This window comes from Acidimicrobiales bacterium, assembly GCA_035547835.1.
Taxonomy (GTDB): Bacteria; Actinomycetota; Acidimicrobiia; order Acidimicrobiales; family Iamiaceae; genus DASZTW01.
The window spans coordinates 156,728-169,183 of record DASZTW010000007.1; the positions used below are offsets into that span (position 1 = coordinate 156,728).

General features: G+C 70.7%; 10 protein-coding genes. 5 read left to right on the forward strand and 5 right to left on the reverse strand.

The window, feature by feature from the left end; translation table 11 throughout:
- Window positions 1–104: 104 nt before the first annotated feature.
- Both VHA73_07785 and VHA73_07790 read left to right on the forward strand, forming a co-directional pair.
- Window positions 105–1,253 carry an acyl-CoA dehydrogenase family protein gene (locus VHA73_07785; GenBank protein HVX17918.1) on the forward strand — a complete coding sequence of 383 codons (1,149 nt, stop codon included), beginning with the start codon at window positions 105–107 and terminating at the stop codon, window positions 1,251–1,253.
- A 66-nt stretch (window positions 1,254–1,319) separates the two neighbouring features.
- Window positions 1,320–1,448 carry a hypothetical protein gene (locus VHA73_07790; GenBank protein ID HVX17919.1) on the forward strand — a complete coding sequence of 43 codons (129 nt, stop codon included), beginning with the start codon at window positions 1,320–1,322 and terminating at the stop codon, window positions 1,446–1,448.
- Window positions 1,449–1,455: 7 nt separating this feature from the next.
- Here the strand turns inward: VHA73_07790 and VHA73_07795 are convergent, their stop codons facing one another.
- From VHA73_07795 to VHA73_07805, 3 genes are read right to left on the reverse strand one after another with little or no spacing between them, the layout of a single operon-like run.
- The gene (locus VHA73_07795; protein ID HVX17920.1) at window positions 1,456–2,139 is read right to left on the reverse strand and encodes a J domain-containing protein; all 684 of its coding nucleotides are present in this window, start codon (window positions 2,137–2,139) and stop codon (window positions 1,456–1,458) included.
- 54 nt (window positions 2,140–2,193) lie between these two features.
- A complete protein-coding gene (locus VHA73_07800) occupies window positions 2,194–3,555 on the reverse strand; it encodes a M18 family aminopeptidase (protein HVX17921.1) in 1,362 nt (453 codons plus the stop codon).
- A gap of 1 nt (window position 3,556) precedes the next feature.
- The gene (locus VHA73_07805) at window positions 3,557–3,952 is read right to left on the reverse strand and encodes a nuclear transport factor 2 family protein (GenBank protein ID HVX17922.1); all 396 of its coding nucleotides are present in this window, start codon (window positions 3,950–3,952) and stop codon (window positions 3,557–3,559) included.
- A gap of 114 nt (window positions 3,953–4,066) precedes the next feature.
- Between VHA73_07805 and VHA73_07810 the strand changes: the two genes are divergently transcribed.
- Both VHA73_07810 and VHA73_07815 read left to right on the forward strand, forming a co-directional pair.
- A complete protein-coding gene (locus tag VHA73_07810) occupies window positions 4,067–5,089 on the forward strand; it encodes a Gfo/Idh/MocA family oxidoreductase (GenBank protein ID HVX17923.1) in 1,023 nt (340 codons plus the stop codon).
- Window positions 5,086–5,808 (forward strand): nitroreductase family protein, encoded by a 723-nt coding sequence (locus VHA73_07815; protein ID HVX17924.1) that lies wholly within the window; start codon window positions 5,086–5,088, stop codon window positions 5,806–5,808. The genes VHA73_07810 and VHA73_07815 overlap by 4 nt, the downstream gene beginning before the upstream one ends.
- A gap of 35 nt (window positions 5,809–5,843) precedes the next feature.
- Here the strand turns inward: VHA73_07815 and VHA73_07820 are convergent, their stop codons facing one another.
- Both VHA73_07820 and VHA73_07825 read right to left on the reverse strand, forming a co-directional pair.
- A complete protein-coding gene (locus tag VHA73_07820) occupies window positions 5,844–10,310 on the reverse strand; it encodes an alpha-(1->3)-arabinofuranosyltransferase family protein (GenBank protein HVX17925.1) in 4,467 nt (1,488 codons plus the stop codon).
- Window positions 10,301–11,548 (reverse strand): glycosyltransferase family 4 protein, encoded by a 1,248-nt coding sequence (locus tag VHA73_07825; GenBank protein ID HVX17926.1) that lies wholly within the window; start codon window positions 11,546–11,548, stop codon window positions 10,301–10,303. Before VHA73_07825 ends, VHA73_07820 begins: the two co-directional genes overlap by 10 nt.
- Before the next feature lie 151 nt (window positions 11,549–11,699).
- Between VHA73_07825 and VHA73_07830 the strand changes: the two genes are divergently transcribed.
- Window positions 11,700–12,455, forward strand: coding sequence for a class I SAM-dependent methyltransferase (locus VHA73_07830; GenBank protein ID HVX17927.1), 756 nt, complete (start codon window positions 11,700–11,702; stop codon window positions 12,453–12,455).
- The last annotated feature ends 1 nt before the right edge of the window (window position 12,456 follow it).

Sequence of the window (12,456 nt, forward strand, 5' to 3'; positions counted from 1 at the left end):
CCGGTCGCTCGAGGTCGGCCCGCTGCCCCGCCCGCGAACCTGCTGCCGCACCGTCGCTGCGGGCCGGCTCGCCGCGCCCTTGGCCGCCTCCTACCGTGGGCGCGATGCGCTTCACCGACGAGCACGAGCAGTTCCGCGAGACCGTCCGCGTCCTGATCGACCGCGAGGTCAATCCTCACGTCGACGAGTGGGAAGCAGCGGGGCAGTTCCCTGCCCACGACCTCTTCCCGAAGCTCGGCGCGGCAGGGCTGCTCGGCCTCGAGTACCCGACAGAGTTCGGCGGGCAAGGTGCGGACCACAGCTACACGTTGGTGTTGGGCGAGGAGCTCGGCCGGATCGGCTGTGGCGGCGTGTCGATGGCGATCACCGTTCAGACCGACATGGCCACCCCGTCGTTGGCGCGCTACGGATCCGACGACTTGAAGCGCACGTGGTTGGCGCCGGCCTGTCGGGGCGAACTGGTCGCCTCGATCGCGGTCACCGAGCCCGACGCGGGCAGCGATGTGGCAGGCCTGCGCACGCGGGCGGTGCGCGACGGCGACGAGTGGGTCATCAACGGCACGAAGCTGTTCATCACCAACGGCGCGCAGGCCGACTGGTTGTGCCTGCTGGCCCGCACCTCCGACGACGGTGGCGCCCGGGGCATGAGCCAGATCCTGTTCCCGACCACCACCCCCGGCTTCTCCGTGAGCCGCAAGCTCGACAAGCTGGGCAACCGCTCGTCGGACACGGCCGAGTTGAGCTTCGTCGACTGCCGGGTGCCGGTGTCGAACACGATCGGCGAGATCGGCAAGGGCTTCGTGCAACAGATGCAGCAGTTCCAGAACGAGCGGATGATCGCGTCGTACGTGGCATGGGGTCAGGCGCGCGGCGCGCTCGATCGGCTCATCGCCTACCTCAACGAGCGCCAGGCGTTCGGCCGGCCGCTGGCCGACAACCAGTACCTCCAGTTCACCGTGGCGCAGCTCGCTGCCGACACCGACGCGCTCCGGGCGGTCAACCACGCGTGCGCCGAGTCCTACCTGGCGGGCGAGGACACCACGCGCCTGGCCACCGTTGCCAAGCTGCTGGCCGGCCCGCTGCTGCGCCGGGTGTCCGATCTCGCGGTCCAATACCACGGCGGGATGGGCTACATGGAGGAGACGTGGACCGCCCGCTTCTACCGCGACGCCCGGCTGCTGTCGATCGGCGGCGGGGCCGACGAGGTCATGTTGCGGGTGCTCGCGCGCATGGAAGGCATCGGCGCGGCCTGACCAGCGTGAGGCGGAAATTTGGGCCCTGACCGTGCCGCTGGGTGCCCCACGGGGCAGGATGGACGCATGCAGGCGTGGCTCATGCGCTCGTTGTGCGTCATCTTGGGTCACCGCTTCGGATCGCCGAGGCGGGACGGCTCGATGGTGTGCGGGCGCTGCGGGATCCTCGCTTACGGCGTGCCCGTCGGTCGCTGACGCATCGCTAGTCGGGGCGCCCGGGGCGCCCCTGCTCGTCGACCAACCACTCCGCGGGAGCATCCACCGGCCGGTCGAGTGTGGCCCCCATCCGTTGGCGGGCCAAGTCGGCCAGCACTTCCACGACATGGTGCAGCGGCGGTGGCGCCGTGCCGTCGAGCGTCTCCAGCGTGCAGAACGCTTCGACGTGGTCTTGGCGTCCCTGCAGCGAGATCACCAGTGAGCACGCGGGCGTGCCCGCGAACTGGCACACCGCTTCGATGAGGCCGATCGAGGGGTCCACGAAGGAAACCTCGCCGATGTCATGCGCGGCATCGAGCAACAAGAAGAACGCCGTCTCGGCGTCGGCGTCGACCGCGAGCGCGTCGTTGCCCAACACGTCGACCGGAAGGCCCGACCACGTCGCCCCGCCCGTGGCGGGCGTGCCGTGGCGAGGCGGCTGACCTGGTGGCGGGTGGCCATTGGTCGTCGGCACGGGGCGTGAGGGTGCCGGCGGAGGGGGCGGTCGGTCGTCCCACGTGGCCTCCAGCAGCGAGTACGCCGCGGTGATGCGGGCCACCTTGCCGGTGCTGGCGTCGCCGGCGCGGTCGGGGTGGAGCTCGCGGATCAGACCGCGGTATGCCGCTCGCACTTCGGACCAGCCCACCCCAGGTTCGAGGCCGAGGACGCCGAGCGCCTCGAGGTGGTTCACCAACTCAGGATCGCAGATCGCGACGGTCCGGCCCCAGCCGGCACACCAGTCGACTCACGGCGCCAGGTACGCGGCCCGCAACAACGCAGTGAGCCGCCAGGCGTCGACCGCGCTGGTGAGCTCGCGTGCCGCGTGCATGGACAGCATCGGCGCGCCGACGTCGACGGTGTCGATGGCGAGGCCGGCAGCGGTGAGTGGACCGATCGTGGAGCCGCATGGCATGTCGGCACGGCTCACGAACTCCTGGTGAGGAAGGCCGGACCCGTCGGCCACCGCCCGCAGCCACGGACCGGTGGTCGCCTCGGTGGCGTAGCGCTGGTTGGCGTTGGTCTTGATGACGGGCCCGCCGTCGAGCGTGATCTGGTGGGCGGGGTCGTGGCGGTCGAGGTAGTTGGGGTTGGTGGCATGGGCGCCGTCGGCCGACACGCAAGTCGAGGCGGCCAACGCCTGGAGGAAGTCGGCGCGTGTGCCGCCGCGGGCCAGGCAGATCCGCTCGAGGACTTGACCCAACCAGGCGCCTTGCGCCCCGGTGGGGGTCTGCGAGCCGATCTCCTCGTGGTCGAACAACGTGAGCACCTGAACTGGACCGGGCCGGGTGGCGTCTGTCTCGCCGCCGCGGCCGGCCGCATCGATGAGGGCGAGGAGCCCTGCGTGGCACGACAGCAGGTTGTCGATCCGGCCCGAGGAGACGAGCTCGCCGTGGCGGCCGGTTCGTGCGGGCGGCGCGACGTCGTGGAACATCAGGTCCCAACCCGTGATCGAGGCCGGATCGATCTGCCCGTCCATCGCGATCAGGCCTGCGAGGTAGCTGCGAAGGTCGTCGCCGTCGGAGTGCGATCCTCCGCTCAGCGACCAGATCGGCACGAGGTGCAGCTGCGGATTGAGCTTGAGCCCGTCGTTCACGCCGCGATCGAGATGGATGGCGAGTTGCGGGATGCGGGCGATGGGATCGTCGGTCCGCACCAACTCGGTGTGGATCCCGGCGCGGGTCGAGATCGTGACCCGCCCGGACAAGCCGAGGTCGCGGTCGAGCCAGGAGTTGTACAGCGCCCCGCCGTACACCTCGACGCCGAGCTGCCGGTAGCCGAGCGTGGTCGTCTCGGGCCGCGGTTTCACCCGGAGGTTCGGACTGTCGGTGTGCGCGCCGGCGATGCGGTAGGGGGCCGCGGCCCGCGTTCCGGGCCCCACGGCCCACGCGACGACTGAACCGCCGCGGCGCACGTAGAACGAACCCGGGCCGGCTGGCCAGGGGTCCTCGCGGTCCAGTGGGGTGAACCCGGCGTCGTCGAGGCGGCGCGCGGCTTCCTCGACGGCGTGGTAGGGCGACGGGGCCGCAGCGAGGAACGCCAGCAGGTCGTCGGTGTGCGCGCCGAGCTCAGCGGGGTCGGGCGTCCCGGCTGCCTTGGGCTCGGCCACGTCAGCCCTCGGGGTCGAGCATGAGCGATGCGGGATCCCAGAACGCGCGCAGCGCGCTGATGCGGCCGTCGTCTGCGAACGTCATGTGGTCGACGATCATCGGGATGCGGATGCGTTCCGCGCCGCTGCCCGCCACGATCTGGAAGCCCACGATCGCCTCGTTGCCGACGACGATCGGGAAACCGTCGTGCAGGAGCATCTGCGGCTCGTTCATGGGGCCGATCATGCGGTCGAAGAACGCGCCGATGGCCTCGTGGCCGACGTTGACGGGCGCGCCGACGGGGTCCTCCTGGCGTGCGTCGTCGGTGAACAGCGCCACCCAGCCGGCGCGGTCGAGCGCGCCGAGTCGGTCGGCGTAGCTGGCGATGGTGGCTCGGATCTGATCGGCGTCAGCCATGTGGGCTTCCTTCCCGCGGGGACCCGAATGGTCTAGCCGCGACCTCTGGCGAGGTGTCGGCCCCGTGGCCGGGCGCCGCTGGCGCGATGCCGGTCGTTGCGTACGGTGTCGGCCATGACCACCGCCGTTGGCTTTCTCGGGACGGGTTTCATCGCCCGCTTCCACGTGATGATGTTGTCGCTGGCCGACGAGCCCAGCGAGATCGTGTGTGCGTATGACCACGACCCGGAGCGCGCGCGAGCCTTCATCGAGGACCACGGCGGTGATGTGGCCGCCGATGAGGACGAAGTCGTCGCCCGCGCCGACGTCGTGTTCGTGTGCACGTGGACTGCCGAGCACGCCCGGTTGGTGTCGAAGGTGGTGGCGGCCGGCAAACCGGTGTTCTGCGAGAAGCCGCTGGCGTTCGACGCCGAGCGCGCCGCGGCGATGGCTGCAGAGGTCGACGCGGCCGGCGTGGTCAACCAGGTGGGGCTCGTGTTGCGGTACTCGCCGTCGTTCCAGCTGGTGCGGTCACTCGTCCACGACCCCGAAGCCGGCGAGGTCATGAGCGTCGTGTTCCGCGACGACCAGTACATTCCGAACCAGGGCCAATACGAGTCGGTGTGGCGGGTCGACCCGACGCTGGCCGGCGCCGGCACGATGCTCGAGCACTCGATCCACGACCTCGACATCATCGAGCACGTGATCGGTCCGATCGCCTCGATCAGCGCCCGCACCGAGAACCGCCACGGCCATGCCGGCATCGAGGACAACGCCGCAGCCGTGCTGACGTTCCGCGACGGAGGTCTGGGGGCACTGACCTCGGTGTGGCACGACATCCTCGAACGCCCGAGCGGCCGGAACGTCGAGGTGTTCTGCGAGCGCCTGCACGTCGAGCTCGAAAACGACCTGTTCGGACCGGTCCGGTGGCAGTACACGGGCGCCGACGAGCAGGTCCGCCAAGACGAAGGGCTGATGGCCGAACTGGCGAACCGCGGCATCGAGCCCGACAACCCCGCCGGCGCGTTCTTGCGGGCCCCGCGCACCGGCGGGACCGCCAGCCCGTCGTTCGACGACGCCGTGCGCGCCCACCGTCTCGTCGACGCCGTCTACGAGTCGGCACGAGCGGGTGGCGCGCCGGTGGAGGTGACGCCATGACCGCGCCGGACCCCCATGTCGAGCCCACCGGCGAGCCGGGGCTGTACGAAGGCTTGTGCACCACCCGGGCCATCCGGCGGTACTTGCCGGATCCGGTGCCGGAAGCCGACCTGGCTCGGATGCTCTTCGCCGCCAGTCGCGCGCCGTCGGGGTCGAACCGCCAGCCGTTCCGATTCCTGGTCCTGCGCGGCGGCCCGAAGGCTCTCGAGGCGAGAGCGCTGTTGGGGAACGCATTCCGCTCGGCGTGGGACACCAAGCGCGCGGACGACCGCTACGACGAGGGGACAGGTGCTGCGGACGACTCGCCCAAAGCGCGCATGGCCCGCACCATGCAGCACTACGTCGACCACTTCGAGGAGTCACCAGTGGTGGTGCTGGCATGCCTCCAGCGCTACCGGGCGCCCTTTGCCAGCGAAGGCGCGTCGGTGTATCCGGCTTGCCAGAACTTGCTCCTCGCGGCCCGGTCGATGGGCTACGGCGGGGTGATGACCATGTGGCACGGTCTCGTCGAGCGCGAGTTGCGCGACGTGCTCGCCATCCCCGACGGCGTCCTGATCGCCGCCACGATCACGCTCGGGCGCCCTGCGGGCAACCACGGCACTGTCCGCCGCCGCCCGCTGCGTGAGCTCGTCTTCGACGACGCCTGGGGCCACCCGGCGGCGTGGGCGGCCGACCCACCCGACGCCCGCTTCACGCAAGCGGGCCCACCGAAGTCCTGAGGGCGCCGTCGCGGGCCGCGGCTGGTCTCCGCTGCTCAGGCCGGCGAGTCGTCAGTCGGCCACCAGCGCCGCAGCCACAGGCGGTCGACGACCACGTCGATCAGCAACAACACGACGGCCATCCATGCGATGTCGTGGGTGCGGGCGAAGAACGTGGGCCACATGAAGTCGGCCGGGATGTGGTCGCGGAACTGATGGATCACGTCGTACGCCATGACGGCCGCGACGCACAGCGGGGCGCCGAGCACCAACAACAAGCGTGACCAGCGGATGCGCAGGCACACCAACGTGAGCGCCCCGGCGATCAGGCCGCAGACCGGGGTGACCACGAGGCCGGTGGCAACCGTGAACCCGACCACCGCGATGAGCAGCTCCTTGGTGGTCGGTCTCGGGCCGCCGTAGCGGACGGTGCGTACCACCGATGCGGGGCGTGGCACGCTCGGCGTGCGATCGAGGCTCGAGCGGGGCGAGGCAGTGACGGGCGCCAACCGGTGTCGCATCGGCCACAAGATCAAGATCAACACGAGCAGCCCGCCGATGGCCGAGATCCACAGTGCGACGTTGACCAGTCGTTGGGGTGTCCAGCGGAGGTGGACCACGACCGTGCCCGCCTTGGCGGGCGCGCCGGTGCCCGGCCCGATCTGCCAGCCGTTCGCGTAGCCGTTGACCAGGGTGGGTTTCCCGAGGTCGTGGCCGCCGACGGTGGCGTGCCAACCGTCGTTGAAGGACTGCCCGAGCACGAGCCACTGGGCCGCGTCGACACCGGTGACCTTCAAGTCGACCGACGTGCGGCTCTGGTGGGTGACCTCGACCCTCGGGCCGGGCGCGCCCGCGCGCCCGCCTGGGCCCTGGCTCGTCGGGGCGACCGGACCGGCGTTGCGGTCGCCGCGGCCGCCCGCGGCGGAGCGCAAGACGACCTGGTCGAAGTCGAGGCCGGTGGTCGTTCCCGGTGTGGTGGTGAGCGTGCGGTTACCCGACGGCAGCAGAAGGCCTGTGGGTGGCGTGCAGGCCACGAAGGTGATCGGCTTGCCCGCCAGCGCGTCGGCGGCGGTGCCCACGAGCGACACCGGGACGTCGACCCCGTCGACTTGCAGCAGCCCAGACCGGCAGGCGGGGTCGAGGCGGGCCGCGGGCCGCGGCGCCTGCAACCCCGCCACGCCCCACTCTGCAACCGCGACGGGCAGGTCGATCGGCTGCTGGCTGTACCAGTCGCGTGAGGTGACGGCCCGGATGCCCTTGACGGTGAAGCGGATGTGCGTCCCGGTCATCGCGCGAGGCAGCGCGACGTGGACCAGTCGCGTGCTGCCCGGCTTGGCGCTGTCGGCGATGGCGGGGAGGTCAACGGTCTCGGCGTGGCCGTCGACGTCGACCTCGAGGCTCGTCGGGACGGAGTGGCGGCCGTCGGCGACGACCCGCAGCGCCAGTTGACTCACGGTCACCGGCTGCGCGGTGGTGTAGCCGGCCCAGTCACCCACCGCGCTCCCGAGGCCCGTCGACCAAGCCGTCTCGGGATTGCCGTCGGCGCCAGCAGTGGAGCGGTCCGCGACCGAACCGGGCAGGTGGCGTGACTCGCTGGAGGTCACCCCGCCATGCGTTGCGTCGGGGATCCCGAGCGTGCGATCGGTGGCGGCCGGTGCGGTGTTCGACTGGAGACGGACCGACCCGCTCACGTTGAACCAGCGAGCGGTCGGCAAGTTCCACGCTCGCGCGATCCGCAGTTCAGGGTCGGTCCGCACCGCGTTGGAGCCGCTCACCCGTTGGCGGGTCAGCACCAAGTCGAGGGGGTGCGACACGTTCGAGGCGCCGGCGATCTGCAACAGATCGGTGGGCAGCCGGACGTACTCGGCGACGTGGGGCATGGCCTTGCCGAGATCGACTTCGGCGAACCCGACGCCGGAGATGCCGGGATACGCGGGACGTTGGCCGACCGAGTCGCCGACGATCTCGATGGTGACGCGGCGGAACGTGTGCGTCGGGAAGGAGATGGTCTGCCCGTTACCAGAGCGGCTGGCGTCGCTCAGGTCGAGCACTTCGGAGCTGCCGTCGTCGAAGGTCAGCTTCACTTTCGTGATCCAGCGGTTGCGGACGCCGTTCTGCGGTTGAAGGAGGTGGATCTGGTCGGCAGTGCGCTGCTCGGCGAAGTCGAGCTGGAGCTTCTGGTGCAACACGTTGGAGAACGCGCCGACGCTCCATGCCGTGGTCGGGTTGCCGTCGACGGCGTTGGATGCGCGGTCTTCGGGCGTGTACGCGACCGGGTTGCCGTACGCAGTGGCGCGGGCCTGGACCCCGCCGCGCTGCTCGGTGACGCTGCGAGAGGCGTCGCCGGCCGAGGGGAAGACGTCGAGGCGCTGATCGCGCCAATCGGTCGCGAGTGGCTGCTCGCCGGCCATCTCCGTGTAGCCGTAGATGTCGGAGATGGTGCCCCACCGCTGCCCGGCCTTGCGGTTGGAGTCGGTCACCAACAACGTGGCGCCGTCGCCGATGATCTTGCGCAGCGCCGAAGGGTCCGAGGCGAACGACCCTGAGTAGAAGACGAGCTCACGTCCAGTGAGGAGGTGGGCCGCCGCGGCGTTGACCAGGCCGCTGCCGTCACCGGCCATCACGACGGCGCCGCTCACCGGCGACGTGTGGACGATGGCAGGGGTCTTTTCGACGGGGACGGCCGCGACCTTCGGCGGGTTCGGGAGGTTCGCCGGGGCGCCCAACTCGGTCTCGTCGAGCAAGGGGAGCCGGGGGTCGGGCACGTTCGGAGCGTTCCCGCCGAACCCGACCGGGGTCCCGAGGCCGCCAGCGTCGCCGAACAAGTTCCACAACAGACGCGGCCGGGGGAGCAGGTAGCGCTCGTACGTGAGGTCGTTGCGGAGGTTGATGGTGCCGGCCGACATGAAGCGCGCGATCGGTGCGATGGCGGCAGGGTCGAGGATCCGGCCTTGTAGCTGCACGTCGAAGGCGTCGAGCAGGTTGGACGATTGCGGCGAGCCGAACGGGATCAGCTCGCGGGCCACGTACGGGCGGGTGATCAGCCCGGGCGTGATCGGATCGACGGTGGTCGCGACCGTTCCGTCCCAGCGGTAGGAGGCGAAGTCGCTGCCGGGCAATTCGAGCACGCGGGTGGAGTGCGGCTGCGCATCGAGGTAGTTGGCGTCCTGATACCAGTAGTCGGGGATCGCCGACGGGCGCTCGCCACCCTTGGCGATCATGCCGCCGAGGAAGGCGGGCCCGTAGTTCACGCCGATCAGCAGGGCGGCCAGCGCGGCCACGAGCACGACTTTGCGGTCGAGGCGGTTGACCCCGTCGGAGTAGCGCTCGTGCAGCGCGGTGATCCCGGCGCCGAGCAGCACGGCCAGTCCGAGCACGGACAGGGGTGCGGCACGCGGCATCGAGCGCATCGCGCTGCCGGCTTGCGAGGTCGTGAGGACCCATCGGAAGATCCGCGGCACGATCGTGTGCCCGTCCCACGGGTACGCGCCGACCGACAACAGCACGCCGAGCACGACCAGCGTCACGAAGTACGCGCGCTCCCGGAAGCGGGCCACGAGGCCGGACAGCAGCGCCAAGCCCGGGACCGCGAAGCTGGTGACCAGCAACCAGAGGTGCTGGGTGTACGGCCCGACCATGTCGACGAAGCCGCCGAACTTGTCGGTGCCGTAGAAGTACCAGTAGCCGAGCCCTCGCAGCACTTCTGAAGAGGTGGAGACTTGCGCGACCGTCTGCGCCGTCTCGGTGTACTGCAACACGTTGATGCCGTAGCGGCCCTGTGCCCACAACCCGGCCAACCACCAGGTGGACGTCACGAACGTGAGCAGGGCGATGCGCGCCAGCGCGCGCCAGGCGTCGCGGAACGACACCTCGCGGTGCACCCACACCCCGAACGGCAGCCACAGCACGGCTGCGAACAGCACGAACGCGAGCGAACTGGCGTTGACCCCGCCGATGACCTGCACCGTGAGCGCGAAGAGCGCGGCATCGCGCCAGCCGCCTTGGCGAGCGGCGCGCATGCAGAACGCGATCAGCCAGGGCAGTCCCGCCCACGGCAAGAGGATCACCGAGAGCTTGGGAAGGTAAGCGAGGATGTAAGGCGACAGCATGTAGGCCAAGCCAGCCACCGGGACGCCGGGCCCCCGCCAGCGCATGGTCCGCAGCAGGTAGATCACGCCCGCCCCGGCGGCGAGCAGCAGCGAGCCGCACCAGATCCGCTGGGCCACCCACACCGGGATGCCGAGTGCGTGCGTGACCCAGTAGTACGGCCCCATCGGGAACAGGTAGCCGATGGTCTGGTGGGTGACAGTGCCCAGCGCGGTGTTGGGGTCCCACATCGAAGTGGCTTCGTGCAGCAGGCGGCCGGGGTCGAGGTACAGGTAGACCTTCGTGTCGACCGAGATCCAGCCGGGCTTGGTCAGCAGCGCCGGGATGTACGCCACGAGCGCCAGCGCGGCGTACGGCGATTTGGAGCTCCAGCGTTCGACGAACCGGCGTCGGGCTCCGGTGCGCGTCAGCGCCATCGGCCGGTCCGCCCGCGGCGTCCCGTCGTTTGCGCCGCCTCGGCCAGCAACTGCATCAGGCCGACGGCGGTGGCATCCCAGGAGAACTTGGCGGCGTGCGCGACCGCACCCGTCGACAGCTTCTGCCAGAGGCGGTCGTCGCTGCACAGCTCCACGAGGTGCTGGACGAGCTCGTGCGCGTCATCGGCGAGCAGGCCACTGACGCCGTCGTCGACAGCGTCGACATGCCCCGCTATCCGTGTGGCCACGGCCGGCGTCCCACACGCCGCGGCCTCCGTCAGCGTCATCCCCCAGCCCTCCCGTGCCGAGGCCGAGGCGACGATCCGGGCCCGGCGGTAGCGCTCGACGAGCTCCTCGTCGGAGACCGTCGGGGCGAACGTGACCCACGACGCGCCATCCAAGCGCCGTGCCAGCCGCTCGAGCTTCACCTGCTCGTAGCCCTGGCCCACGAGCGTGAGCGTGAGGTCGGGGACGTGCTCGCGGGCCTCGTGGCACGCGCGCATCAGCACGTCGAGGCGCTTCACCGGCACCAGGCGGCCGACCGCCAGGACGTTCGGAGGGGGTGGGGTGGGGTCGGGGCCGATGCGGTCCGGTCCCGGACTGAACCGGGCGTCCACCCCGGGCGGGACCACCGAGACGCGGTCGGGGTCCATGCCGAGCTCGTGGATGATCTCCTGGCGAGAGGACTCCGACAACGTGGCGATGCGCTCGCGGCGGTAAAAGGGCGGCGCCCAGCGCGATTCGATGGTGTCGCCCAAGCGGGCGAGCCCGGGCGGGAGCACCATCCGCCACATCTCGCCGTGGACGTGGTGGAGCACGACGATCTTGGGGCTGCGGGTCCAAACCGGCGTGAGGAACGGCATGCCGTTCCAGATCTCGACCATGGCGTCGCGCGGTCCGTGGTTGCGGGCGATCTCGGCGAGCGCGGCGCGCGGGAACAGGAGGTAGCGCCCCGCCCGTCGCACCACCCGGTAACCGTCGCGCTCGACCTCGGGGAGGTGCCCTGCCGCGAACGAGGTGCGCATCACCACGTCGAGACCTGCCTCGGCCCAGATCCGGGCCACTTTGTCGGCGTGGACCTCGGACCCGCCGGCCTCGGGATCGTCGAGGTCCCGCCAGGCCAGCAGATGGACGCGGCGGATGCCGGCCCGCGCAGCCGTGTCGGCCACGGTGGCGACGGCTTCGTCGTGTGCGACCGGGGCGGTCGTCGAGCGGGGGTCGGGTGCGGAGAACGGCATGGCGGAGTTGGGTGCCCGGCGGTCACGGTCGGCTGTTGGGCGCCGAGCGAGCGTATCGAAGACGGTCCGGCCGCCACGAGCATCGCCTCTACACTCGCTGCGGTCGACGCACCGGGATGTCGACCCCTGACGCCTGCCAATCGGGGACCTCGTGACCGACACGTCAGCCCGCTCCTTCGACGCCGCCTTCGGCGCGGTTGCCCACGTCGAGGGGTGGATGACCGAGGACCAGGCCAAGTTGCTGTGGCAAGAGGCGTCTCGCTGCACCGCGGGTGACCAGATCGTGGAGATCGGCAGCTTTCGAGGACGGTCCGCGGTCATCCTCGCCAGGGCCGCCCCTGGGGGGGTCGCCGTGGTGGCCATCGACCCGCACTTGGGTACCGACCGAGGCCCCCAGGAGATCACGACCACCGCCCAGCTCGGCCAGAGCGACCACGAGGCGTTCACGGCGAACCTGGCCGCCGCCGGGGTGGCCGAGCGGGTGCGCCATGTGCGTGAGCTGTCGAGCGCGGCACACGACCAGGTCACCGGCGCGGTCGACCTGCTGTACATCGATGGCGCCCACCGCTACGGCCCTGCCCGCGCGGACATCGTCCAGTGGGGTGGCCGGGTGCGCGAGGGCGGCACGTTGCTCATCCACGACTCGTGGAGCTCGATCGGCGTGACCTTGGCGCTGCTCACCACCTTGGTCTGGTCCGCCGACTGGACGTATGTGGGCCGGGCGCAGTCGATGACGCAGTACCGGCGCGTCCCGGTCCGTGGCCGAGGCCGGACGAAGAACGTGGTGCGCCAGCTCGCCGAACTGCCGTGGTTCGCCCGCAACGTGGTGATCAAGGCGCTGATGGTCGCCCGACTCGGCCGCCTGACCCGCCTGCTCGGTCACGATGGCGAGACCTGGCCGTACTGAC

Bases quoted from the DNA above. Each gene is read 5' to 3' on its own strand.
- VHA73_07785 (HVX17918.1), top strand. From the start codon at position 105: ATGCGCTTCACCGACGAGCACGAGCAGTTCCGCGAGACCGTCCGCGTC.
- VHA73_07790 (HVX17919.1), top strand. From the start codon at position 1,320: ATGCAGGCGTGGCTCATGCGCTCGTTGTGCGTCATCTTGGGTCACCGC.
- VHA73_07805 (HVX17922.1), bottom strand. From the start codon at position 3,952: ATGGCTGACGCCGATCAGATCCGAGCCACCATCGCCAGCTACGCCGAC.
- VHA73_07810 (HVX17923.1), top strand. From the start codon at position 4,067: ATGACCACCGCCGTTGGCTTTCTCGGGACGGGTTTCATCGCCCGCTTC.
- VHA73_07815 (HVX17924.1), top strand. From the start codon at position 5,086: ATGACCGCGCCGGACCCCCATGTCGAGCCCACCGGCGAGCCGGGGCTG.
- VHA73_07820 (HVX17925.1), bottom strand. From the start codon at position 10,310: ATGGCGCTGACGCGCACCGGAGCCCGACGCCGGTTCGTCGAACGCTGG.
- VHA73_07825 (HVX17926.1), bottom strand. From the start codon at position 11,548: ATGCCGTTCTCCGCACCCGACCCCCGCTCGACGACCGCCCCGGTCGCA.